The organism is Streptosporangiales bacterium, from assembly GCA_009379825.1.
GTDB lineage: Bacteria > Actinomycetota > Actinomycetes > Streptosporangiales > WHST01 > WHST01.
Genome location: WHTA01000039.1, coordinates 1 through 23,039, shown reverse-complemented (window position 1 = coordinate 23,039; position 23,039 = coordinate 1). Strand labels below are relative to the sequence as shown.

Genomic DNA, 23,039 nt, shown 5'->3' with positions numbered 1-23,039 from the left:
GCACGCATGGCGGTCGTGAAGATCAACGCGCTCGAGGTGGCGGAAGGCCAGGGCGAGGAGCTGGAGCGGCGGTTCGCCGAGCGAGCGGGTGAGATCGAGACGGCGCCTGGGTTCCTCGGGTTCGAGCTGCTCCGGCCGGTCGAAGGCGAGACGCGCTACTTCGTCTGCACCCGCTGGGAGAGCGACGAGGCGTTCCAGGCCTGGGTGAACAGCGAGGAGTTCAAGCGCGGGCACGCGAAGTCGGCGCGCGAGGGCAGCGGCACCGTCGCCCACGGCTCGTCGCTGCTGGCGTTCGAGGTGGTACTCGAAGCCACGCCGCGAACGGTGTCCTGACCCGCCGCACGTGTTACAGCCGCGGGTCGACCGGTTCGGCCTCCAGCGCGAGTACGGCGAAGACGCACTCGTGTACGCGCCACAGCGGTTCGCCGCGGGCTACCCGGTCGAGTGCCTCGAGGCCGAGTGCGTGCTCGCGCAACGCCAGTGACAGCTTGCGTCCCAGGTTGCGGTTGCGCAGCCGCTCCAGGTTGGCCGGCTCGGTGTACTCCGGGCCGTAGATCATGCGCAGGTACTCACTGCCGCGGCACTTCACGCCCGGCTGCACCAATCGCCCGGTCGACGACCGGACGACCGAGCCGTCCGCCGGCTTGACGACCATGCCCTCACCGCCGGCCGCGGTGAGCTCCTCCCACCAGGCCGCGCCGGCAGCCACCGAGTCGTCGTCGGCCAGGTCGACGAGCAGCCGGTTGGTCGGCTGCAGCAGGTCGGGTGCGGACTCGGCCAGCCGGTCGGCCAGCGCGAGATGCCAGCGGTGCGCGTGCTTGTGGTACGTCAGGCCCTGCTGGCCCTTGCCGGCGGCGAGCAGCTGGAACGGCGCAAACCGCACCCCGGACAACCCGTCGGTCGGCCAGCAGTACCTGCGGTACGCGGCGGTGAACCGCTCGGTGTCGTCGACCCGCGCGACCGTGCGCTCGAGCAGGTCGCCGACCTCGACATCGCGCTCCGACGTCGCACGCAGCGATGCGACGGCGGCGTCGAGGCCCACCCGCGCGGCCGCGCCGACGGGTGCGTACCGCTCCTTGATCAGCCCCTCGGCCTTGGCCGACCACGGCAGCAGCTCGGCGTCGAGCAGCACCCAGTCGGCGTCCAGGTCGCGCCACAGCCCGGCGTCGTCCGCCGCGGCACGCAGCCGGTCCACCAGCTCGGCGGTGGTGTGCTGGTCGAAGAACGAGCGGCCGGTGCGGGTGTAGACCGCGCCGTTGACGCCGTCCACGCCGAAGCGGTGTCTTGCGGTCGCCTCGTCGCGGCAGAGCAACGCCACCGCGCGGGAGCCCATGTGCTTCTCCTCGCACACCACCGTCGCCAGCCCGTCCACGCGGTACGCCGTGAACGCCTCCTCCGGGTGTTCGAGCAACCCCTCCGCGCGGGACGTGGCGCACGGTGCCATCGTCGGCGGCAGGTAGAGCAGCAGCCGCGGGTCGATGGCGAACCTGCTCATCAGCTCGAGCGCCGCCGCCGCGTTGCCCTCGCGTACAGCGATGTGGCCCTGGTACGCGGTCTGCACCCCGCCGGTGGTGACGTCGTTCAGGTCGAGCACCGGCGACTCGATACGCGCGCCGCCGTCCGCGGGCGTGAGCGAGTCGTTCGGCGGGAACGGCTTCGCCGGCTCGTACCAGACCCGCTCCGCCGGTACCGACACCAGCTGCTTCTCCGGGTAGCGCATGGCCGTGAGGCGGCCGCCGAACGCGCAACCGGTGTCCAGGCACATGGTGTTGTTGACCCACTCGGGTTCGGGCATCGGCGTGTGCCCGTAGAGCACCATCGCCTTGCCGCGGTACTCCTTCGCCCACGGCAGCCGCACCGGCAGGCCGTACTCGTCGGTCTCGCCCGTGGTGTCGCCGTAGAGCGCGAACGAGCGCACCCGGCCGGACGTACGGTTGTGGTACTTCTCCTTCAGCCCGGCGTGTGCCACCACCAGGTTGCCGTCGTCGAGCACCAGGTGTGCGACCAGCCCGTCGCAGAACTGCCTGACCTGTTCGCGGAACTCCGGCGGCTCACGGTCCAGCTGCTCCAGTGTCTCGGCGAGGCCGTGCCCCACCGTCACCTTGCGGCCGGCGAGCTTGCGCACGAGCTTCTGCTCGTGGTTGCCGGGTACGCAGAGCGCGTCGCCGTCGGCGACCATCCCCATCACCAACCGCAGCACGCCGGGGCTGTCCGGGCCGCGGTCGACCAGGTCGCCGACGAACGCCGCCGTGCGGCCGTCCGGGTGGTGCGCACCGACGAGCCGGTCCTCGTCGTCGTGCCGCAGCTGGTAGCCGAGCTCAGTCAGCAGGGTGCGCAGCTCGCCCAGGCAGCCGTGCACGTCGCCGATGACGTCGAACGGCCCGTGCAGGTGTGTCAGGTCGCTGCGCAGTCGCGTGTACGTGACGGTGGCCGAGTCGACGTCGTCGACCGAGTCGAGCACGTGGACGTGCCTGAAACCTTCGCGCTCCAGCTTGCGCAGCGAGCCGCGCAGGTCGGAGTGCTGCCGGTGCAGCACCCGCTGCCCGAAGTTCCTGTCGCTGCGGCCTGCGTTGCGTTCCAGGCACACCTGCACCGGCGGGTTCAGCACGATCGCCACCGGCAGCACGTCGTGCTCCCTGGCCAGCTCCACCAGTTGCTTGCGGGCGAACGGCTGCACGTTCGTGGCGTCCACGACCGTGGTGCGGAACGCCGCCAGCCGCTTGCCGACGATGTAGTGCATGACGTCGAACGCGTCCGCGCTCGCCGACTGGTCGTTCTCGTCGTCGCTGACCAGGCCGCGGCAGAAGTCGCTCGACACCACCTGGGTCGGCAGGAAGTTGCGCTGCGCGAACGTCGACTTGCCCGAGCCGGAGATGCCGACGAGCACGATCAGGCAGGTGGCAGGGACGGGGAGCTCCCTGGGCGTGCCGGTCATCAGGCGTCACCCCTCACCGGGGAGTCGTTACGTCGGAACGCTGCGAGCTGCGTCGGCGGGCCGACCTCGGGGTCGTCCTCGCCCACCGGCAGGAACCGCACCCGGTAGCCGTAGGTCTCCGCGACGTCCTTCGCCCACTGGCCGAACGCCTCGCGGGTCCACTCGAACCTGTGGTCCGGATGCCGCATCGCGCCGGCCGGCAGGTCGGGGAACCGCACGTTGTGCTCGGCGTTCGGCGTGGTGACCACGACCGACGTCGGCCGTGCGTCGCCGAACACGTTGTCCGCGAGCGCGGGCAGCCGCGCCGGGTCGACGTGCTCGATCACCTCCATCAGCACGGCGGCGTCGTAGCCACGCAACCGGGCGTCGTGGTACGTGAGCGCGGTCCGTAGCAGCTTCAGCCGCTCTCGCTTGTGGTCGCTCATCCGGTCGACGTGCAACCGCTTCTCCGCCTGGGCCAGCGCGCGGGCGGAGACATCAGCGCCGGCGACCTCCGTGAAGGAGGTGTCGGCGAGCAGCGGACCGAGCAGCCGGCCCTCGCCGCAACCGAGGTCGACGACGCTCGCGCCGCCCTCCTCGGCCAGCGCGCCGAGCACGGCGTCGACGCGCTGCTGCGCGAGCGCCCGACCGGCGGTCGTCTCGGTGACGGTCGCGGTCTCCTCGGCCACCGGCGCGGCCGCGTCGTCGATCTCCGTGAGCCGGGCGACGGCGTCGTGCGTGAGATGGCGCTGGTGCGCGAGGTAGCGGTGCGCGATGAGCTCGTGCTTGGGATGGCTGCCCAACCAGCCGGTGCCCGCGCGGATCAGCTTGTCCACCTCGTCGGTGGTCACCCAGTAGTGCTTCGCGTCGTCGAGTACGGGCAGCAGGACGTACAGCTGGTTCAGCGCGTCCGCGAGCCGCACGGTGCCCCGCAAGGTCAGGTGCACGTACGGCGAGTCGCCCCAGTCGGGCACCGTCTCGTCGAGCGGGATCGCGGTGGCGTCCACCTGCCAGCGGAGCGGGCCGAACAGGTCGACCGCGAGCGCCGCGCCGCCGCGGCAGGGCAGGACGGGGATGGTCACCTCGAGCGGCAGCGGCGACTGCGCGAGCTCCGGCCGCGCGTCGCAGCGGCCGCGCATGGCCGTGCGGAACACCGTGCTCATGGCCACGGCGAGCAGCGACGACGCGGCGTACGGCCGGTCGTTCACGTAGTGCCCGAGGCTGAAGCTGCCGCGCACGGTCTTCGCGCGCGAGCGCACCAGCCGCACCGGGTCGACCTCGAGGAGCAGCGCGGCGGTGCAGCGGTGCTCGTCCGCCTGCGGGTAGAACACGTGCGCCGCACCCGCGGACACCTGCGCCGTCTGGCTGCGATCCGGGTGCTTGTGCAGCAGATAGCCCAGGTCAGTGGCCGGCGGTGCGGTCGAGGTGATGGTGAGCAGCACCCGGCGATTCTTTCCGATCGGCGGGCGCCGATGGCTGTCGGGGGGAATTTCACGCGTGTGATTTTCAGGAGTTTCAGCTGTGTAATTTGTGGCCGCTGGTGTTGGTGATTACAAAAGACACAGTTGTAATTCATGTTGTTGATGTGGCTAGTGTTTTCATTGGTACACAATATTGCTAATCTCCTTTTCGCGGCGCCGACCGGCGTAGCTGTTCGATCTGACGTGTCAGCTGGCTCGAGGGGGTTGTCGTGGCTGGGAAATCGCCGGTGCGAGGACGGGGGCGTACCCACATCGCGCGGCTGTTGACCGCTCTCGGGGTTTCCACTGCATTGCTGGTGTCGCTCGCCCTCCCGGCTACCGCGGCGCCGAAGTATCCGGGCAAGGACGACGTGTCCAAAGCGCGCGACGACGCGGACGACAGCGCCGCGGCCGCCGCGAACATGCGGAAGAAGCTCGCTGCTGCGCAGGCCACCCTCGACCGCCTCGACACCGAGGTCGCCATCGCCGTGGAGGCGTACAACGGCGCCGTCTACAAGCTCAGCAAGGCGAAGAAGACCTACACGAAGGCGAAGGCGCGCTCGAAGCAGACGGCGACCGCAGTGGAGAAGGCCCGCGGCGACGTGGCGTCGGTGGCCAGCAGGGCGTACGCCGGCAGTGGCACGGCCGAGTACGTGTCGCTGTTCGGCTCGGAGGACCCGGCCGGCGTCGCCGACGGCGCCAGCATGCTGAGCGTGCTCAGTGAGCAGCGCGGCGGTGCCTACGACCGGCTGGCGGCGGCGAAGGTCGTGCAGAATATCGTCCGCAAGCAGACCAAGCACGCGCTCGCCAAGCAGCGCGCGGAGACCAAGCGGGTCGCCGCGACCAAGCGCGCGGCGCAGGCCAAGCTGGCCACACAGCAGTCCGTGCTCGACCGGGTGGCGTCACTGCAGAGCAAGCTCGCCGAGCGCGCCGACGAGGACGCACAGGACGCGCGCAACCTTGCCGCGGAGCGCCGCGACGGCATCGCCGAGGCCCGCCGGATCGCGGCGGCCAAGGCAGCCGCGGAGGCACGCAAGCGCGCGCGGGAGGCCAGGGAGCGAGCCCAGGCGGCGCAGGCTGCGCAGCAGGAGAAGCCGAGCAAGCCGCGCGACAACGGCGGTAGCAACGTCGGCGCACAGTCCGTCGGCAACGCCACCGGTGGAGTAGCCGCCGTGCAGTACGCGAAGGCGCAGATCGGCAAGCCGTACGAGTGGGCCGCCGACGGCCCGGACACGTTCGACTGCTCCGGCCTGACCATGCGTGCGTGGCAGCGCGGGGGCGTGAGCCTGCCGCACTACAGCGTCGCGCAGTGGGACCAGACCAGCCGCGTCTCGCTGTCGAACCTACGGTTGGGCGACCTGGTGTTCTACGCGGACAACACGAACGACCCGTCCACCATCCACCACGTCGGCATGTACATCGGCAACGGGAAGATGGTCGAGGCGCCGTACACCGGTGCGTACGTACGGATCTCCAGCATCTACCGCAGCGACCTCATCGGGGCCGGCCGGCCGTAGCGTCAGTTCTTGGCGCGGGCGACCGACGCCTCGATCTCGGCCTCGGCGGCGGCTCGGTCGACCCAGGTGGCGCCTTCGACCGACTTCGCCGGCTCCAGGTCCTTGTACACCTCGAAGAAGTGCTGGATCTCCAGCCGGTGGTACTCGGGCACGTCCTCGATGTCGCGCAGCGCGTCGTGCCGCGGGTCGTCCGCGGGCACGCAGAGCACCTTGTCGTCGCGGCCCTTCTCGTCGCGCATCCGGAACATCCCGATCGCCCGGCACTTGATCAGGCAGCCGGGGAAGGTGGGTTCGGGGAGCAGGACGAGGGCGTCGAGCGGGTCGCCGTCCTGGCCGAGGGTGTGCTCGATGTAGCCGTAGTCGGCCGGGTACTGGGTGGCGGTGAACAGCGTCCGGTCGAGACGGATCCGCCCGGACTCGTGATCGACCTCGTACTTGTTCCGCTGCCCCTTCGGTATCTCCACGAGTACGTCGAAGTCCACGCGGCGCCTCCTCCCGCTCGATCGTCGGAGGCTAGTCTCTCCTGGCGGTGCACCGCGGTGCCCGATGGGTTCGACGCCGGCGGACGGGACGGGACGAGAAGCGTTGGGCGAGGAAGCAGCTGTTGATGCCGGTGCGAAGCGCTGGCCGGGCAGCGGCGGGGCCACCGGGGTCGGTTGGCCGTCCGGTGCGTCGGGCGGGTGGTCGCCCGCGCACGGGCGGCCCGCGGCCGTCGGCTGGGTGGGCGGCGGTACCCGGCAGGAGCCGCCAGCGGCGGACCCTGCAGTGGCGGCGCCGGGCGGAGCGGCGGCGCCGTCCGCGCGCGGGCAGGTGCAGCCGCCGCCGGCCGTCCCGCCACGTCCCGAGGGTCGTCAGCGGGGGAAGGCGCTGTGGGTGGTGCTCGCGGTGCTGCTCGTCGTCGCGGTGCTCGGTGCGACGACGGTGGTGGCAGGCCCGGACCGGGTGAAGGGGCTGCTGATCGAGCCGGCGTCGCCGACGCCGACCGTGCCGCGTCCGACCCCGACGACCCAGCCGGCCGCGCTCGGCAAACCGGAGGCGTCCGCGGCACCCGATGCGGCGGCCGTACGGCGCGCGCTCGCCGGGCCGATGGGCGCGAAGGCGCTCGGCGACCAGTTCGGTGCGTACGTGGTGGACCCGTCGTCCGGGGAGACCCTGTTCAACCGCGGTGGGGCCACGGCCGCCACCCCGGCATCCACGGCGAAGCTGGCCACCTCGGTCGCCGCGCTGCACAAGCTCGGGCCGACCGAACGGCTGGAGACGAAGGTCGTCCGTACGGACGACGCAGTGGTGCTCGTCGGCGGTGGCGACCCGACGTTGGTCGCGCGGTCGAAGAAGCAGTCGAAGGCCGCCTACCCGAAGTACGCCAGGCTGCAGGACCTCGCCGTCGAGACCGCGGCGGCGTTGGGTGACTCGCGCGGCAAGGTGACCGTCCAGATCGACGACAGTCTGTTCACCGGACCGCGTACCGCGCCGGGCTGGAAGCCCAACTACGTGCCCGAGGGCACCGTCGCGCCGGTGAGCGCGTTGGCGGTCGACCATGGCATGACCGACCCGCGCCGCAACATCTCCCGGGCGCCGGATCCCGCGATGTCGGCCGGTGCGGCTTTCGTCGAAATGCTGGAGAAGCGGGGCGTGTCGGTGCGCGGCGAGGTCGACAGGACGACCGTGGGTGCCGACGCCACCGAGTTGGCCGAGGTCGAGTCGCCCCCGGTGGCCGAGCTGGTCGAGGACGCCCTCGTCTACAGCGACAACGACCTGGCCGAGGCGCTCGCGAGACACGTCGCGCTTGAGTACGACGAGCCGGCGTCGTTCGCCGGGGCGCGCACCGGGGTGCACCGGGCGCTGCGGGGGCTCGGCGTGGCGAAGGGCATCGACCTCTACGACGGCAGCGGGCTGTCGACCAGGGATGCGGTGACGCCGCGGGCGCTCACCGAGGTGCTGACCCTGGTGGCTTCTGGGAAGCGCCCGGAGCTGAGCCCGGTGCTGAGCGGGCTGCCCGTCGGCGGTTTCTCCGGCACGCTGCACGACCGGTTCGGCGCCGAGCAGGCGGAACCGGGCGTCGGCGTGGTGCGCGCGAAGACCGGCACCCTCAGCGACGTGAGCAGCCTGGCCGGCACCGTACAGGACCAGAACGGCCGGACCCTGGTGTTCGCGTTCGTCGCCAACGGCATCCCGCAACGGCTCGCCTGGCAGACTCCCGCCGCCCTGGACCGCCTTTCCGCGGCCCTGGCCGCCTGTACCTGTAGCTAGCTAGCTAGCTGGCCTTGCCGTCGCGGACCGAGCGGAGCAGGCGGGTGAGGTAGCGGTCGAAGGGGCCGGCTACGTCGCGGCCGGCTGGGGTGTGCCAGAGCTGGACGGGTCTGGCCATGCCCTGCGCGTGCTGCAGCACGGAGCGCTCGGGGATCGGCGGTGCGAGCACCAGCGGGCCGAACAGCTCCTGCAGTTCGCCGAGGCGGAACCGGTGCTCGGGTGACCGCTCGCGGTACCGGTTCACCACCACGCCGAGTGGCTGCAGGTCGGCGTTGTGGTGCGTCCGCTCGTCGTGGATGGCGTTCAGCGTGCGTTCGGCCGCATGCACGGTGAACAGGTTCGGTTCGGTGATCACCAGCCCGCGCTGGCTCGCCACCAACGCGCTCCTGGTCAGCTGGCCGAGCGACGGCGGGCAGTCGATGAGCACCACGTCGTACGGCTGCTCCACCCGGTCGAGTACGGCGCCGAGCCGGCGCAGCCGGGCGGCCGTCGGGGTGGGGTTGTCGTGACGTGCCGTCGCGTCGCCGCCCGGGAGGGCGTCCAGGATGCCGCTGGGTGCATCCGGCTCGGCGTTCGCCAGCCAGCCGCTCGGCCGGATCACCCGCGACGGCAGCTTGCGCGACTCGTCGAGCAGGTCGGCGACGGTCTCGGCGCCCGGCGTGACGTCGAGGCCGAGGGTCGCGTTCGCCTGCGGGTCGAGGTCGACGACCAGGGTGTTCAGGCCGCGTTCGAGGGCGGCGCCGGCCAACCCGAGGACGGTCGTCGTCTTGCCAGTTCCACCCTTGAGACTGAGCACACTGAGAACTCGCACGCGACAAACCGTAGCGAAAACGCGCGGCCGCCGCCGTCGTTCGCCACAACGGCCAAACCGTTCTGTGCTGATACGTCCCGGTTCGGCGAGGCGGGCGGTGGGCCGTCCGCCGCTGTCAGTAGCCCCGGTACTGCTGTCCCGGGTACTGCGGCGGGTACTGCTGCCACTGCTGCGGTTGCTGGCCGGGGTACTGCGCGGGGTACTGCTGCCCGCCGTAGAGGCCGGCAGGCGGGGCACCCTGGTCGGGGCTCTCCTTCTTCAACAGCGCCATCAGCAGCAGGCCGACGCCGCAGAGCTGCAGCAGGACGGTGAGGATCGACGTCACCAGGCTGATGGTGCTGTACAGCTGGTAGTTACCGCCGCTGATGAACGCCGACGAGGTCAGCGACATGATGAGCGAGATCAACGAGCCCAGCGCCATGAGTGCGAAGCCGGCCATCCCGAGCGTCGCGCTGCGCGGGTACCGGTTGCGCGCGGTCAGCGCGACGATCGCTGCGGTGATGTAGCCGAGCAGCAGGAGGATGGACGGGATGAGGTAGACGAATCGCACCGACTCACCGTAGACCACCGGGCACGCCCGTGGGGGCAACCTCAGCTGAACGGCGCCACGGTGGCGAGCCCACCGGCGAAGCCGACGGCCAGCGCGAGCAGACACCAGCGCCGCCACACCAGCTGACGCTGCGCCCGCGCCATGGGGACCGCCACCGGTTCTGCGCCCGGCAGCACGTACCCCGCGAGGACGACGACCATGATGGCGCCCCGTCCGACCACCGCCGCCTGCTCCGCGAGCGGGTCGGCGGACAGGTGCGACCACGCGGTCGCGGCGAAGACCGCAAGCATCGCGACGGTGAGCGCGGCCGTCCGCCACCACGGCCGGCCGAGGAGCACCGAGTACACGGTGCCGCACGGCCCCGGCTCGGGCAGTCCCAGCGGCAGGAACGCGCTCATGTAGGCGCCACGCGGTCCGGTCATCCGGTAGATCGCGTCGTCGATGAACTCCGAGGCGGTCTTCGGCTGCCGGATGACCGCCCGGATCATCGCCGTGGTGGGCAGGCTGAGCAGGGCGGCCACGCCGAAGCCGAGCACGCACACCGCGGTCAGCACCGCGTACGGGTACGGCACCCGGGTCGCGCCGGCCAGCACGTCGCCGAGGATGGTCGGCACCATCGCGTAGATCGTCGCCTCGATGCCCCAGAAACAGAGCCCTACGAGCAGGATCACCGTCCACCGCCGGACGGCGGACTGGGCCCTGGGCACGGCCGCCTGCTGCACGCGCGCGCCGCCCTGCTCGAGTGCGCGGACGACGTCGCCGAAACCGAGGTCGTTGGCGCCCTGGTACAGCCGGTTCCAGCCGTCACCGATGGCGAACGAGCGGTCGGTGAAGCGCAGCGCGAGGACCCCGGCGGGTGTCGTCACGGTGACCGTCCCGGTGCCGACCGTCGCGTGCAGGGAGCCGATCTCGGCGGCGAGCTCCTGGCCGTCCGCGAACGTCACCGTGAGCTGGCTGCCGCGTCGCTCCAGCCCCGCGGGCTCGTCCGTGCGCCCCAGCTGGGGGGGAGTCGCCGATCGCCTGGCCGAGGTGCCGCTGCATAGCCGGTGAGTGTAGGGACTTGCGCTTCCGGGATGGGGTGCTCAGGCCCGCCGGCGCCGGGCACTTCTCCGGCCCGCCTGACGTTGTCCGCGGCGAGGGGAGCGCGAAGTCAGGGATGAGCCAGGGTGGCGAGCACGTCAGTTCGGGTCCGCGGACAAGTAGGTTGGTGCAGGTGAGCGACGAGATGATCGACTGGGGGCTCGCGGTCTCCACCGGCACGCGGCTGGTGCGGCCCGGCCCGCAAGTCACCCGTGACCAGGCTCGACAGGCGGTGCAGGAGCTGCGCGTCCTGTCCGGCGACGCCGAGCACCATGTCAAGGAGTTCACCGGGCTGGGTGAACCTGCCGAGCACGGCCCCGCCGCCGTCGTCGACCGACCCGGGTGGATCAGGTCGAACGTGGACGGCTTCCGGGTGGTGCTCGAACCGGTCGTCGAGCAGATGGCGCGGCGGCAGAGCGCATCGTTCGGGAACACGCTGGTGGCCGCGGTGGGTTCGCGGGTGACCGGTGTGCAGATCGGCTCCATCCTCGCGTACCTGGCCAGCCGGGTGCTCGGCCAGTACGAGCTGTTCCTGCCGCCGGACCCGGACGGCGGCCAGCCGGTGGGCCGGCTCACCCTGGTCGCGCCGAACATCGTCCAGGTGGAACGCGAGCTCGACGTCGACCCGCACGACTTCCGGCTGTGGGTCTGCCTGCACGAGGTCACCCACCGCACCCAGTTCACCGCGGTGCCGTGGCTGCGTAACCACGTGCACGCGGAGATCACCTCGTTCCTGCTCGCGTCCGAGGTGGGGCCGAGCGAGATGCTGGAGCGGCTCGGCGCCGCCGCGAACGCGGTCGTGGACGTGGTGCGCGGCGGTGACGCCAGCCTGCTCGAGGCCGTGCAGAACGAGCAGCAGCGGGAGGTGCTCGACCGGCTGACCGCGGTGATGACCCTGGTCGAGGGGCACGGCGACTTCGTGATGGACGGCGTCGGGCCGAGCGTGGTGCCGAGCGTGGCGGAGATCAGGGAGAAGTTCCAGCGCCGCCGGGCCAGCGGCAACGCGTTCGAGCTGGCGTTCAGGAAGCTGATCGGCATCGACCTGAAGATGAAGCAGTACCAGCAGGGTGCGGCGTTCGTTCGTACGGTGGTCGACGAGGTGGGCATGTCCGGCTTCAACCGGGTCTGGACGTCGCCGAACACCCTCCCGACCCGCGAGGAGATCGCCGACCCGCAGCGCTGGATCGACCGGGTGGCCCGCCCGGCGCTGCCGGAGTCCTGACCGGAGGGGGACGCATGGGGCCGCCGGCGGTGGTCGCGGAGGTGCGGCACGCCGTAAGGGCCGCGCTCGCCGACCTGCCGGAGGCCGCGCTGGTGCTCGTCGCGTGCAGCGGCGGTGCCGACTCGCTCGCCCTGGCGGCCGCGACCGCGCATGTCGCTCCCCGGCTCGGGCTGCGTGCCGGTGCCGTCACCGTGGACCACGGCCTGCAGGACGGCTCGGCGGCGCGTGCCGAGCAGGTGGCTGAGGTGCTGCGCGGGCTCGACCTCGACCCGGTGCGGGTGGCCACCGCGCGGGTGGCCGGATCCGGCGGCCCGGAGGCGGCCGCCCGCGACGCGCGGTACCGCGCGCTCGACGACGCGCGGGACGAGCTGGGCGCCGCGGCCGTGCTGCTCGGGCACACCAGGGACGACCAGGCGGAGACGGTGCTGCTGCGGCTCGCGCGCGGCTCGGGCGCCAGGTCGCTGGCCGGGATGGCGCCGGTCGCCGGCCGTTACCTGCGGCCGCTGCTCGAGCTGCCACGCGAGCGGGTGCACAAGGCGTGCGCCGCCGCCCGCCTGCAGCCCTGGCACGACCCGCACAACGCCGACCCCGCCTACACCAGGTCGCGGGTGCGCGGCGACCTGCTGCCGGCCCTGGAGACCGCGCTCGGGCCGGGCGTCGCCGAGGCGCTGGCGCGTACGGCGCGGCTGCTGCGGTCGGACGCGGACGCGCTGGACGCGTGGGCCGACCGGGCCCTGGCCGACTGCGGCGACCCGGCGACCGGCCTGGACATCGCGGCGCTGACCGAGTTGCCGGCCGCCGTCCGCACCCGGGTGCTGCACCGTGCCGCCCTGGCCGCCGGCGCACCGGCAGGCGCCCTCGGCGCGAAGCACGTCACGGCGGTCGACGCGCTCGTCGTCGGCTGGCACGGCCAGGCGGGCGTCGACCTGCCAGGCGGCGTGCGGGCCGTCCGCCGCGCCGGCCGGCTGCTGTTCCCGACGGCAGGCACGGGGCCGGATGTGAAAGATTGATGCCGGGCACGGTGGTCGTGGTGGGCGAGGGAAAGTAGGCGGATGGACACGACGGACGTCGGTGGCGACCTGGCGGCAGTGCTCCTCACCGAGGAGCAGATCCAGCAGCGGCTGCGCGAGCTGGCGAAGACCCTGGACGAGGACTACGCGGGCCGAGAGGTGCTGCTCGTCGGGGTGCTGAAGGGGGCCGTGATGGTGATGGCCGACCTCGCGCGCGCCATGCACTCGGCGGTCGACATGGACTGGATGGCGGTGTCGTCGTACGGCTCTGGCACCAAGTCGTCCGGCGTGGTCCGCATCCTCAAGGACCTGGACCGCGACATCACCGGCAGGCACGTGCTGGTCGTGGAGGACATCATCGACTCCGGGCTGACCCTGTCGTGGCTGCTGCGCAACCTGCGCTCCCGCGGCCCGGCGTCGGTCGAGGTGGTGGCGCTGATGCGCAAGCCGGAGGCGGTCGAGGTGGACATCCCGGTCAGGTACGTCGGGTTCGACATCCCCAGCGAGTTCGTCGTCGGGTATGGGCTCGACTACGCGGAGAAGTACCGAAATCTGCCCTTTGTCGCTACCCTGGCGCCCCATGTGTACGGGGGCGGCTGAGGGCCGCCCGACCGGGCGACTCATCAGGGGGAATACCCTCGGGAACACCGAAGGTGCGATGATGAGTTGAAGTAACGGGCAAGAAAAACGCGCTGCCGGTCGTCCACGGCCGCCGCGCGGGCTCCAAGCTCACCAGCGACCGACTGCCCCTCGGGGGCATTCAGCAGGCAGGAGGGAGAGCGCGGCGGCGCTCACTCGGATGGACATCAAGCGTTATCTCCGCGGACCGCTGCTCTGGGTCCTCCTCATCGGCGTGCTCTTGATCGTGCTGATGCAGTTGTTCAACGACGGCAGCGGCTACGAGGAGACGGACACCTCGACGATCGTCCGGCACATCGAGCGGGGCGAGGTCAAGTCGGCGCTGCTCACCGACAAGGACCAGACCATCCAGGTCACGCTGAAGAACGGCGGCGACCTGGACGGCAAGAAGCTCGAGGCCTCCTGGGTGTACGGTCAGCAGCGCGACATCGTCGACGCGCTGGAGAAGAACGAGCCGCCCAAGGGCTGGAACGTCGACGTACCGAAGCAGAGCATCCTGACCAGCCTGCTCATCAGCCTCGCGCCCATCGTCCTGCTGGTGTTGATCTTCCTGTTCATCATGAACCAGATGCAGGGCGGCGGTAACCGGGTCATGAACTTCGGCAAGTCCAAGGCGAAGATGATCACCAAGGACATGCCGAAGACCACCTTCGCCGACGTCGCGGGTGTCGACGAGACCATCGACGAGCTGGCGGAGATCAAGGACTTCCTGGAGAACCCGGCCAAGTTCCAGCAGATGGGCGCGAAGATCCCGAAGGGCGTGCTGCTCTACGGGCCGCCTGGAACAGGTAAGACGCTGCTGGCGCGCGCCGTCGCGGGCGAGGCCGGTGTGCCGTTCTACTCCATCTCCGGCTCCGACTTCGTGGAGATGTTCGTCGGTGTCGGTGCCTCCCGTGTCCGTGACCTGTTCGAGCAGGCGAAGGCGAACGCCCCCGCGATCGTGTTCGTGGACGAGATCGACGCGGTCGGCCGCCAGCGCGGCGCCGGCCTCGGCGGCGGCCACGACGAGCGCGAGCAGACGCTGAACCAGCTCCTCGTCGAGATGGACGGCTTCGACGTGCGCGGCGGCGTGATCCTCATCGCCGCGACGAACCGGCCGGACATCCTCGACCCGGCGCTGCTGCGTCCCGGGCGGTTCGACCGGCAGATCGTCGTCGACCGGCCCGACCTGGAGGGCCGCAAGGCCATCCTCCGGGTGCACGCGCGGGGCAAGCCGCTCGCGGAGGACGCCGACCTCGACGTGCTCGCGCGGCGTACGCCCGGCTTCACCGGCGCGGACCTGCAGAACGCCATCAACGAGGCGGCGCTGCTGACGGCGCGCACCGACCAGAAGCTGATCACTGCGGATACGCTCGAAGAGGCGGTCGACCGGGTGATGGCCGGCCCGGAGCGCAAGAGCCGGGTGATGAGCGATCAGGAGAAGAAGATGATCGCCTACCACGAAGGCGGTCACGCGCTCGTCGGCCACGCGCTCCCGTTCGCCGACCCGGTGCACAAGATCACCATCCTGTCCCGTGGCCGTGCACTCGGCTACACCATGTCGCTGCCGACCGAGGACAAGTTCCTCACCACCCGCAGCGAGATGCTCGACCGGCTGGCCGGGCTGCTCGGTGGCCGGGCGGCCGAGGAGCTGGTGTTCCACGAGCCCACCACCGGTGCGTCCAACGACATCGAGAAGGCGACGAGCATCGCCAGGGGCATGGTCACCCAGTACGGCATGAGCGAGCGGCTGGGTGCGCGCAAGTTCGGCTCCGGCGAGGAGAACGTGTTCCTCGGCCGGGAGATGAGCCACGAGCGCGACTACTCCGAGGAGATCGCCTCCACCATCGACGAAGAGGTCCGCAGGATCATCGAGCACGCGCACGACGTCGCGTGGGAGGTCCTCGTGGAGTACCGCGAGGTGCTCGACAACCTGGTGCTCGAGCTGATGGACAAGGAGACGCTGCAGCGCAACGAGGTGCTGGAGGTCTTCTCGCCGGTACAGAAGCGCCCGGCGAGGCCGTCCTACTCCGGCTACGGCAAGCGGCTGCCGGACGATCGCCCGCCGATCGTCACCGCGCGCGAGCGCGCCGCCACGTACGCCGGCCAGGAGCCGAGCACCAACGGGTCGAGCGGCCACGACGAGCCGCAGGCCGCGCCACCCGCCGCCACCGGCACGCCGGGGGCGGCAGGTGCGGCAGAGTCCGCGACCGACCAGTCCGCCACCGAGCACCCTGGTGACCGGGAGAGCTGACGGGCTGCGGCATGGGTGGTGACGACACCGCACCCGTGCTCGACCTGCCCAGGATCAAGCGTGCGGTGCGCGAGATCCTGCTCGCCGTCGGCGAGGACCCCGACCGCGACGGGCTGCAGGCCACCCCGGAGCGGGTGGCGAAGTGGTACGCGGAGGCGTTCTCCGGGCTGTCCCAGCGTCCCGAGGACGTGCTCACCGTCGTCTTCGAGGCCGAGCACGACGAGATGGTGCTCGTCAGGGACATCGAGGTGGCGAGCATGTGCGAGCACCACCTGGTGCCGTTCCACGGCGTCGCCCACATCGGGTACATCCCGGACGACTCCGGCCGGGTGACCGGCCTGTCCAAGCTGGCCAGACTGGTCGACGTCTACGCCCGCCGGCCGCAGGTGCAGGAGCGGATGACCAGCCAGGTCGCGGACGCGTTGATGCACGTGCTGCAGCCGCGCGGCGTGATCGTGGTCGTCGAGTGCGAGCACCTGTGCATGTCGCTGCGCGGCGTCCGCAAGCCGGGCGCCAAGACCGTCACGTCCGCCGTACGAGGGCAGTTCCGCAGGTCGGAGAAGACCAGGAGTGAGGCGCTCGCGTTCATCTACGGCCACCGCTGAGGGCGCTGCCGTAGCCGGGCCCGGTCACCCGGTGCAGTCCGCTTGTTCGGCTGCGTAAGGTGGTTGGCATGCCCCCGAAGTCAGCGCCGCCGCCGGTGCGCGGAATTCCGCCGACCGGCAGGTGCCTGGTGATGGGCATCATCAACGTCACGCCTGACTCGTTCTCCGACGGTGGGCAGTTCTTCGACACCGAGAAGGCGATCGCGCACGGGCAGGCGCTCGCCCAGGCGGGCGCGGACATCGTGGACATCGGCGGCGAGTCCACCCGCCCGGGTGCGGAGCGGGTGGACGACGCGGAGGAGCTGCGCCGGACCGTCCCCGTGGTCGAGGCGCTGGCGGCCGACGGGCTGCTGGTGAGCGTCGACACCATGCGGGCCTCCGTGGCGGCGGCTGCGGTCGCCGCCGGGGCCGGGCTGGTCAACGACGTCAGCGGCGGCCTGGCGGACCCGGCGATGGCGCCGTTCGTCGCCGAGGCCGGTGTGCCGTACGTCCTCATGCACTGGCGCGGGCACAGCGTGGACATGACCGCCAAGGCCAGCTACCGCGACGTCGTCACGGAGGTGCGCGACGAGCTGCGCGGCCAGCTCGACCGGGTGCTTGCGGCCGGCGTGCGGCCGGAGCAGGTAATCCTGGACCCGGGCATCGGCTTCGCCAAGGTCGCGGAGCACGACTGGGCGCTGCTGAGCCGGCTGGACGCGCTGCAGGCGCTCGGCCGCCCGCTGCTCGTCGGCGCGTCCAGGAAGCGGTTCCTCGGCCGGTTGCTCGCCGCCGCCGACGGCACCCCGCGTGCGGCCGAAGCACGTGCCGACGCCACCGTCGCGATCACCACCCAGGCCGCGCTGGCCGGCGCCTGGGCGGTGCGGGTGCACGACGTCGCGGCGAACGCCGACGCGGTGCGGGTGGCCGCGGCGCTGGCCGACAGCAGAGCCGGCGCGGCCGGCGCAGGGACGGACCGGATCGTGCTCCGCGGTCTGCGCGCACACGGCTACCACGGGGTGCTCGCCAGCGAGCGCGAGACCGGCCAGGAGTTCGTCGTGGACGTCGCCCTGACCGTCGACACGGGGCCGGCTGCGGCGGCGGATGCGTTGGCCCTTACCGTCGATTACGCGGATCTTGCCGACCGGTTGGTCGAGGTGGTGGCCGGCGAGCCGGCCGACCTGATCGAGACCGTCGCCGGGCGGTTGGCGGACGTGTGTCTGGCCACGGACGGCGTGCTGGCGGCGGAGGTGACGCTGCACAAGCCGCAGGCGCCCGTGGGGCACCCGTTCGAGGACGTGGCGGTTTCGATCGTGCGAGAGAGGGGGTCGTCTTGCGCCGGCTGACACTGGGTCGACGGCATGGCATGGCCCGTCCCGGGGTCAGCGGCGACCCCGCAGACGTGGCTACGCAGATTCGTGAGCGAAAAGGTGGGCGTGCATGACGTACCGTGCGGTGATCGCGTTCGGGAGCAACCTCGGCGACCGGTTCGCCTACCTGCAGGGCGGGGTGGACGCCCTGCTGGACACGCCCGGTACCAGCTGTGTCGCACAGTCGGCGGTGTACGAGACCGACCCGGTGGGCGGCCCGGAGCAGCCGGCGTTCCTGAACGCCGTGGTGATCGTCGACACCCCGCTGCCGCCGGTCGCGTTGCTCGACCGCGCGCACGCGATCGAGGAGGCGTTCGAGCGGGCGCGCGTCGAGCACTGGGGGCCGCGCACGCTCGACGTGGACATCGTCGCGGTCGGCGACGATGTGGTGGACACCGGCGACCTGACCATCCCGCACAAGGCCGCGCACGACCGGGCGTTCGTGCTCGTGCCCTGGCTGGACGCCGACCCGGACGCGTACCTGGTCGGGCACGGCAAGGTGGCCGACCTGGTCACCGGGGTGGACCGCAGCGGCGTGCGGGCCACCGAGGACGTGTTGAGGGAAGCTGGGTGAAACCGACCCGCATCGCGACCCTGGTCGCGGTGGCGATCGCGGTGGGCCTGGTCACCTGGGTGGTGGTCAGATTCGCGTACAACGTGCTGCCACCGCTGCCGTGGACCGCGGTCGCGACGCTCGGCCTGGCGACCGTGGTCGAGCTGATCCTCGCCAGGGGCGCGCACGCCAGGATCAACCGGCGAGAAGGCGCCCCCATGCTCGAGCCGCTGGTGATCGCCAGGTACCTCGTGCTGGCCAAGGCCAGCGCCTACGCCGCCGCGGCCGCGGCGGGGACGTTCGGCGGGCTGTTGGCGTACCTGCTCGGCGACCTGGCCAGCCCGACGCAGCGCGCCGACGCCTGGGTGGCCGGGTCGTGCACGCTCGCGTCCGTCGCGCTCGGGGTGGCGGCGATGCTGCTCGAGTACGCCTGCCGGGTGCCGGGCGGCGGGGACGGTGACGACGAGGAGGAGCAGCCGACCGCGGAGCGGCAGTGACCGGCCGCTGCACCGGATCGGCAGGCTTCGAGCCACGCCCGGCGTGTCGGAGCGTGTATGTGGTGGTTACCGCCCGTACGATCTCCGATGCCGGGCTTGAACGTCAGAAAGGTCGCTGCATCGCCGAACAGGAGTTACTGGAGTGATTCTTGTGATGAGTGCGGCGTGGCGCCACCGAATCTCTGGCCATTCTGCCTAGCCTTCCTGCCATGCTGCGGCGCTCACATCGACGACGTCCGCCCGTGCCTACCTCGGCGGCGGCCGTGCTTGTCGTCGTGGCTGCGGCCGCGGTCGGGACGGCTGCCGTGTTCCAGGACCACTGGGTGTTGCGTGGCGCCGTCGCGGCGCTCGCCGGCGTCGTGGTGCTCGGCGGCCTGCTGCTGCGCCGGGTGCGCCGGATGCTGCGTGCCGCCCAGGTCGAGGCGGCCGGCGGCAGCGTCGCGTTGGCCCGGGCGGAGAGCCGTGCCGGCCAGGAGCTGCTCCGCCGCGACCTCGAGATCGCCAGGCTGAACGGCGAGCTCGGTACGTCTACGGCACGGCTACGCGAGGTGACCGGCGCGAGCCTGTACGCCGCCGCGGTCCTCGCCGAGCTGTTCCGTAACAACCCGCTACTGAGCGGGACAGCTGATGAGCAGTCGGTAGCAGATGAGGGCGAGAGCCCGGCGGAAGCTGCCGATGAGCCGACCGAGGATTCCGTCACCGACTCCGCGAGCAGTACGGTGGTGCAGGTATGGCCGAGCGTCGACGACGCTCCCACAGTGGTCGACCTGCTCCGTTGGGATCAGGTGCGTCGGATGACCGACAAGCCGGCGCTCGACTCCCGGCGCCCGGCGTAGCGTGCCTGCGTCGGCGATAACCGCGAACCGGACCAAAGAGGTGCAACGTTGCTTCCCACCGTCGCTGGTGCGGGCACGGGAGCTGCCGCGGTTCCTGAGGTAGTGGCTCGCGGTCGTGCCGGCTCCGTGTCGCAGGTCTTGGTATCCTGCCCGTCCCCTGCCCCGGAGGTACGCCGATGAGGCACTTCGCAGGCATTCTGCTTGGCATCATCTTCATCCCGGTCTTCTTCGCGCTCAACTGGTCGGTGAACTACACGGCCGACGCCGCGGGTAGCTCCGGCGGCTGGCCGTTCGTGTGGCTGCTCGCCGCATACGTCGCGGTGGGCGTGGTCACGGGCTTCCTGCTCGGCGCGCGCTCGATCTCGCCGATGGCGTTGCTGCTGTGCGGTCTCGGCATCGCGGCCGCCCAGGTCATCCTGCTGATGCCGAGGCTGGCCGGGGTCGAGCTCAACGTGCCGCGGATCTACGACTACCCGCAGGTCACCGACGGGTACCTGCTCGTCGCCGTGGGTGCGGCCCTGCTCTTCGCGGTGTTCACGCCGTCGCGCTGGCGCCGGCCGAAGCCCAAGGACGACGAGTTCGAGGACTTCGGGCGCGACGAGCTGGAACCCGTGCACGGCCGTGGCGGCCCGTACGACGCCTCCTGGGGCTCTGGCAGGAACGACTACGCCGAGGAGCCGGAGGCTCCGTACGAGCCGTCGACCCGGCAGATGCCGGTTACCCGGCCGGGGCAGTACGACCAGCCGCCGGTGGGCGAGGCGGGTACGTACGACCAGCAGGCGCTCGGCTACAACCCGCCGCAGGGCCACGAGGAGCCGGCGACGGCGCAGTTCAGCCAGCCGAGCACCGTCGAGTTCAACCAGGGGCAGAACCGCTAGCTAGCGGTCGATGTCGCCGACGACGAAGAACAGCGAGCCGAGCACGGCGATCATGTCGGCGACCAGGCAGCCGGGCAGCACCTCGGAGAGCACCTGGACGTTGTTGAACGACGCCGAGCGCAGCTTCAGCCGGTACGGCGTCTTCTCGCCGCGCGAGACCAGGTAGTAGCCGTTGATGCCGAGCGGGTTCTCCGTCCACGCGTAGGTCTCGCCCTCGGGGACCTTCAGCACCTTCGGCAGCCGCTGGTTGATCGGGCCGCGTGGCATGCCGCGCAGCCGTTCGGCACAGGCGTCCACCAGGTCGAGCGAGACGTGCGCCTGCTCGAGCAGGCACTGGAACCTGGCCTGCGCGTCGCCGGCGTCGCGCAGCACGACGCGGCCGGGGCCGCCGGGCGCGAACAGCTCGTCGTACGCCAGGTACGGCTCGTCGCGGCGCAGGTCGAAGTCCACCCCGGACGCGCGCGCCACCGGCCCGCTGACGCCGTACTGGTGCACCAGGTGCTGTGACAGCACCCCGACGCCCTTCGTGCGTGCGACGAAGATCTCGTTGCCGGTGACCATGCGCTCCAGGTCGGGCAGCCGCTTGCGTACCGCCTGCACCGCGGTGCCCACGCGGTCGAGCCAGCCGGCCGGCATGTCCTCCTTCAACCCGCCGACCCGGTTGAACATGTAGTGCATGCGGCCGCCGGAGATCTCCTCCATCACCTTCTGGATCGCCTCGCGCTCCCTGAACGCGTAGAACATCGGCGTGATGGCGCCCATCTCCAGCGGGTACGCACCGAGGAACATCAGGTGGTTGAGCACCCGGTTCAGCTCGGCGAGCAGCGTCCGCAGCCAGGTGGCACGTACCGGCACCTCCATGCCGAGCATCCGCTCGACCGCGAGCACCACGCCGAGCTCGCTGGAGAACGCGGACAGCCAGTCGTGCCGGTTGGCGAGCACCAGGATCTGCCGGTAGTCGCGGACCTCGAACAGCTTCTCCGCGCCGCGGTGCATGTACCCGATCACCGGCTCGGCGCGCACGATGCGCTCCCCATCGAGCGTGATGATCAGCCGCAACACACCGTGCGTGGACGGATGCTGCGGACCGATGTTGAGCGTCATCTCGGTGGTGCTCAGGCCATCGGCGCCCGCCCCGACACCGACGACGCGGGTGGCGGGAGTGGCTGGGTTCGACGGGGTAGGGGAGTTCATCGTGGCCCATGGTGCCACCATTGGGCGCCACCACGCACCGTCGGCGGTACTCCATGATGGTGCTGGAGCGAACGGAGGCAACGGGGATGAGCCAGCAGTCGGCGGCGTCGCCGGGCAGGACCACGATCTCGCCGGCCGACCTGCGGCCGCGGCGGCGGTGGTACTTCGTCGCGTTGGGCGTGTTCCTGGTCTGCACCGCGATCGGGGTCGGGTTGTTCGTCTGGCAGATCGGCAAGGTCGCCGACGGCGTGAACCTGCAGGAGCTGAGCGCCGGGTCGAACCGGGTGAAGATGACCGCAGGCAAGGAGAAGGGCATCTACGCGACCGGCAGGGTGGACCGCAGCAGCCTGCCGCGCTGTCTGCCGTCCGGCCCGGGCAAGTGGAACGTCGGCCCGGTTACGACGACGGAGACGTTCACCACCGACGGCACCACCTGGTACCTGGTCGCCAAGGTGACGGTGACGAAGTCCGGCACGTACACGGTCACCTGCGCGTCCACGGGCGCGACCAGGTTCGCCGTCGGCAACCGCCTCGGTGGCGTGTTCCTCGGCGGCCTCGGCGCCGTGGGGATGCTGTTCGGCCTGGTCCTCCTCGGCGCCCTGATCGCAGGCACCATGGCGATCGTCGTGCTGGCCCGCCGCATCGGGCACAAGAAGCGCCTCCAACCCACCCCGGCCGGCTTCGCCCCGGCCGGTATGCCACCCGGCGCCGGCATGCCACCACCCGGCGGTTGGATGCCACCACCGGGCGGTGCGCCCCCTGGCGGGATGCCCCCACCGGGCGGGATGCCACCACCACCGGGCGGGATGCCCGCTGCCGGGATGCCCGCTGCCGGGATGCCCGCTGCCGGGATGCCACCACCACCGGGCGGGATGCCCCCTGCCGGGATGCCACCCAGTGGCGGGACGCCACCACCACCAGGTGGGATGCCGCCGCCGTCGGCGCAGCCACAGCAGCCGGGTCAGCCGCCGGCACCCCAGCCACCGGCGCAGCAGCAGCCGGGTCCGCCGCCCGGCGGGGGCGAGCCGCCGCGCTCGCCGTGACCCCGCCTGTCCGGCCCAGCCGGTGGTGGTACGCGCTGCCCGGCGGCCTGTTGCTCGGCGGCCTCGGCCTCGGCTGCCTGCTGTTCTGGTTCGCCGTGCGGCCGCTGGTCGTCGAGGGCGCCGGCTCGCCGATGCGGATCCTGAACGCGTTCGTCGTGTTCATCGGGACGGTCGTGGTGGGGTTCCTCGGCGCGTTCGTGTCCGCCATGCTGATCGCCGTCCGGCGGTCCAGGCAGAAGCGCGCCCTACGCGACGACGACGCCGGCTAGTGGGCATCTCCGGAAGTTCGTCGGGGGCTCAGGTCCAGGCGGTCGGGTCGGCGAGGTAGAGACCGCAGGCTGTGTCGAGGGCCTCCTCGGCGGTACCGCCCATGGAGCCGGTGGGTAGGTATGAGTCTTCGT

22 protein-coding genes are annotated in these 23,039 nt (G+C 71.4%); 15 read left to right on the top strand and 7 right to left on the bottom strand.

Going from position 1 to position 23,039, the window contains the following annotated elements; all coding sequences use genetic code 11:
- Positions 1 to 6: 6 nt before the first annotated feature.
- Positions 7 to 333 (top strand): antibiotic biosynthesis monooxygenase, encoded by a 327-nt coding sequence (locus tag GEV07_18400; protein MQA04595.1) that lies wholly within the window; start codon positions 7 to 9, stop codon positions 331 to 333.
- A 13-nt stretch (positions 334 to 346) separates the two neighbouring features.
- Here the strand turns inward: GEV07_18400 and GEV07_18395 are convergent, their stop codons facing one another.
- Both GEV07_18395 and GEV07_18390 read right to left on the bottom strand, forming a co-directional pair.
- Positions 347 to 2,935 (bottom strand): polynucleotide kinase-phosphatase, encoded by a 2,589-nt coding sequence (locus GEV07_18395; protein ID MQA04594.1) that lies wholly within the window; start codon positions 2,933 to 2,935, stop codon positions 347 to 349.
- Complete coding sequence (locus GEV07_18390) at positions 2,935 to 4,356, bottom strand: 3' terminal RNA ribose 2'-O-methyltransferase Hen1 (GenBank protein MQA04593.1); 1,422 nt, start codon at positions 4,354 to 4,356, stop codon at positions 2,935 to 2,937. Before GEV07_18390 ends, GEV07_18395 begins: the two co-directional genes overlap by 1 nt.
- Positions 4,357 to 4,622: 266 nt before the next feature.
- On the opposite strand from GEV07_18390, the gene GEV07_18385 reads away from it, so the two are divergent.
- Positions 4,623 to 5,891, top strand: a complete 1,269-nt coding sequence (locus GEV07_18385; GenBank protein MQA04592.1) for a hypothetical protein — start codon at positions 4,623 to 4,625, stop codon at positions 5,889 to 5,891.
- 2 nt (positions 5,892 to 5,893) lie between these two features.
- On the opposite strand, the gene GEV07_18380 is transcribed toward GEV07_18385, so the two are convergent.
- A complete protein-coding gene (locus GEV07_18380) occupies positions 5,894 to 6,373 on the bottom strand; it encodes an inorganic pyrophosphatase (GenBank protein ID MQA04591.1) in 480 nt (159 codons plus the stop codon).
- A 64-nt stretch (positions 6,374 to 6,437) separates the two neighbouring features.
- On the opposite strand from GEV07_18380, the gene dacB reads away from it, so the two are divergent.
- The gene (gene dacB, locus GEV07_18375) at positions 6,438 to 8,141 is read left to right on the top strand and encodes a D-alanyl-D-alanine carboxypeptidase/D-alanyl-D-alanine-endopeptidase (GenBank protein ID MQA04590.1); all 1,704 of its coding nucleotides are present in this window, start codon (positions 6,438 to 6,440) and stop codon (positions 8,139 to 8,141) included.
- Positions 8,142 to 8,145: 4 nt separating this feature from the next.
- Here dacB and GEV07_18370 read toward each other — a convergent pair whose 3' ends face one another.
- From GEV07_18370 to GEV07_18360, 3 genes are all read right to left on the bottom strand, one after another.
- Entirely contained in the window at positions 8,146 to 8,952 is an 807-nt protein-coding gene (locus GEV07_18370) for an AAA family ATPase (GenBank protein ID MQA04589.1), read from the bottom strand.
- A gap of 115 nt (positions 8,953 to 9,067) precedes the next feature.
- On the bottom strand, positions 9,068 to 9,502 hold the full coding sequence (locus GEV07_18365) for a hypothetical protein (GenBank protein ID MQA04588.1): 435 nt from the start codon (positions 9,500 to 9,502) through the stop codon (positions 9,068 to 9,070).
- Between the two features lie 41 nt (positions 9,503 to 9,543).
- Positions 9,544 to 10,446 (bottom strand): hypothetical protein, encoded by a 903-nt coding sequence (locus GEV07_18360; GenBank protein ID MQA04587.1) that lies wholly within the window; start codon positions 10,444 to 10,446, stop codon positions 9,544 to 9,546.
- Positions 10,447 to 10,727: 281 nt separating this feature from the next.
- Between GEV07_18360 and GEV07_18355 the strand changes: the two genes are divergently transcribed.
- From GEV07_18355 to GEV07_18310, 10 genes are all read left to right on the top strand, one after another.
- Positions 10,728 to 11,804 (top strand): coenzyme F420 biosynthesis-associated protein, encoded by a 1,077-nt coding sequence (locus GEV07_18355; protein MQA04586.1) that lies wholly within the window; start codon positions 10,728 to 10,730, stop codon positions 11,802 to 11,804.
- Positions 11,805 to 11,818: 14 nt separating this feature from the next.
- Complete coding sequence (gene tilS / locus GEV07_18350) at positions 11,819 to 12,814, top strand: tRNA lysidine(34) synthetase TilS (GenBank protein MQA04585.1); 996 nt, start codon at positions 11,819 to 11,821, stop codon at positions 12,812 to 12,814.
- Between the two features lie 42 nt (positions 12,815 to 12,856).
- Positions 12,857 to 13,414: a hypoxanthine phosphoribosyltransferase gene (gene hpt, locus GEV07_18345; protein MQA04584.1), complete on the top strand. Its 558-nt coding sequence runs from the start codon at positions 12,857 to 12,859 to the stop codon at positions 13,412 to 13,414.
- Between the two features lie 199 nt (positions 13,415 to 13,613).
- Positions 13,614 to 15,686: an ATP-dependent zinc metalloprotease FtsH gene (hflB, locus tag GEV07_18340; protein ID MQA04583.1), complete on the top strand. Its 2,073-nt coding sequence runs from the start codon at positions 13,614 to 13,616 to the stop codon at positions 15,684 to 15,686.
- 11 nt (positions 15,687 to 15,697) lie between these two features.
- On the top strand, positions 15,698 to 16,291 hold the full coding sequence (gene folE / locus GEV07_18335) for a GTP cyclohydrolase I FolE (GenBank protein ID MQA04582.1): 594 nt from the start codon (positions 15,698 to 15,700) through the stop codon (positions 16,289 to 16,291).
- 95 nt (positions 16,292 to 16,386) lie between these two features.
- Entirely contained in the window at positions 16,387 to 17,613 is a 1,227-nt protein-coding gene (gene folP / locus GEV07_18330) for a dihydropteroate synthase (protein MQA04581.1), read from the top strand.
- A gap of 94 nt (positions 17,614 to 17,707) precedes the next feature.
- On the top strand, positions 17,708 to 18,211 hold the full coding sequence (gene folK, locus GEV07_18325; protein ID MQA04580.1) for a 2-amino-4-hydroxy-6-hydroxymethyldihydropteridine diphosphokinase: 504 nt from the start codon (positions 17,708 to 17,710) through the stop codon (positions 18,209 to 18,211).
- Positions 18,208 to 18,687: a DUF3180 family protein gene (locus GEV07_18320; protein MQA04579.1), complete on the top strand. Its 480-nt coding sequence runs from the start codon at positions 18,208 to 18,210 to the stop codon at positions 18,685 to 18,687. The genes folK and GEV07_18320 overlap by 4 nt, the downstream gene beginning before the upstream one ends.
- 242 nt (positions 18,688 to 18,929) lie before the next feature.
- Complete coding sequence (locus GEV07_18315; protein ID MQA04578.1) at positions 18,930 to 19,523, top strand: hypothetical protein; 594 nt, start codon at positions 18,930 to 18,932, stop codon at positions 19,521 to 19,523.
- Positions 19,524 to 19,699: 176 nt separating this feature from the next.
- Entirely contained in the window at positions 19,700 to 20,401 is a 702-nt protein-coding gene (locus GEV07_18310) for a hypothetical protein (protein MQA04577.1), read from the top strand.
- Here the strand turns inward: GEV07_18310 and GEV07_18305 are convergent, their stop codons facing one another.
- Positions 20,402 to 21,595 (bottom strand): NADH-quinone oxidoreductase subunit D, encoded by a 1,194-nt coding sequence (locus GEV07_18305; GenBank protein ID MQA04576.1) that lies wholly within the window; start codon positions 21,593 to 21,595, stop codon positions 20,402 to 20,404.
- Between the two features lie 86 nt (positions 21,596 to 21,681).
- On the opposite strand from GEV07_18305, the gene GEV07_18300 reads away from it, so the two are divergent.
- Positions 21,682 to 22,638 (top strand): hypothetical protein, encoded by a 957-nt coding sequence (locus GEV07_18300; GenBank protein MQA04575.1) that lies wholly within the window; start codon positions 21,682 to 21,684, stop codon positions 22,636 to 22,638.
- Positions 22,635 to 22,907 carry a hypothetical protein gene (locus tag GEV07_18295; GenBank protein ID MQA04574.1) on the top strand — a complete coding sequence of 91 codons (273 nt, stop codon included), beginning with the start codon at positions 22,635 to 22,637 and terminating at the stop codon, positions 22,905 to 22,907. Before GEV07_18300 ends, GEV07_18295 begins: the two co-directional genes overlap by 4 nt.
- Positions 22,908 to 23,039 lie beyond the last annotated feature (132 nt).

Excerpts from the sequence above, each read along its gene's own strand:
- GEV07_18400 (MQA04595.1), top strand. The coding sequence starts at position 7 with ATGGCGGTCGTGAAGATCAACGCGCTCGAGGTGGCGGAAGGCCAGGGC.
- GEV07_18395 (MQA04594.1), bottom strand. The coding sequence starts at position 2,935 with ATGACCGGCACGCCCAGGGAGCTCCCCGTCCCTGCCACCTGCCTGATC.
- dacB (MQA04590.1), top strand. The coding sequence starts at position 6,438 with ATGGGTTCGACGCCGGCGGACGGGACGGGACGAGAAGCGTTGGGCGAG.
- GEV07_18355 (MQA04586.1), top strand. The coding sequence starts at position 10,728 with ATGATCGACTGGGGGCTCGCGGTCTCCACCGGCACGCGGCTGGTGCGG.
- tilS (MQA04585.1), top strand. The coding sequence starts at position 11,819 with ATGGGGCCGCCGGCGGTGGTCGCGGAGGTGCGGCACGCCGTAAGGGCC.
- hpt (MQA04584.1), top strand. The coding sequence starts at position 12,857 with ATGGACACGACGGACGTCGGTGGCGACCTGGCGGCAGTGCTCCTCACC.
- hflB (MQA04583.1), top strand. The coding sequence starts at position 13,614 with ATGGACATCAAGCGTTATCTCCGCGGACCGCTGCTCTGGGTCCTCCTC.
- folE (MQA04582.1), top strand. The coding sequence starts at position 15,698 with ATGGGTGGTGACGACACCGCACCCGTGCTCGACCTGCCCAGGATCAAG.
- folK (MQA04580.1), top strand. The coding sequence starts at position 17,708 with ATGACGTACCGTGCGGTGATCGCGTTCGGGAGCAACCTCGGCGACCGG.
- GEV07_18310 (MQA04577.1), top strand. The coding sequence starts at position 19,700 with ATGAGGCACTTCGCAGGCATTCTGCTTGGCATCATCTTCATCCCGGTC.
- GEV07_18305 (MQA04576.1), bottom strand. The coding sequence starts at position 21,595 with ATGAACTCCCCTACCCCGTCGAACCCAGCCACTCCCGCCACCCGCGTC.
- GEV07_18300 (MQA04575.1), top strand. The coding sequence starts at position 21,682 with ATGAGCCAGCAGTCGGCGGCGTCGCCGGGCAGGACCACGATCTCGCCG.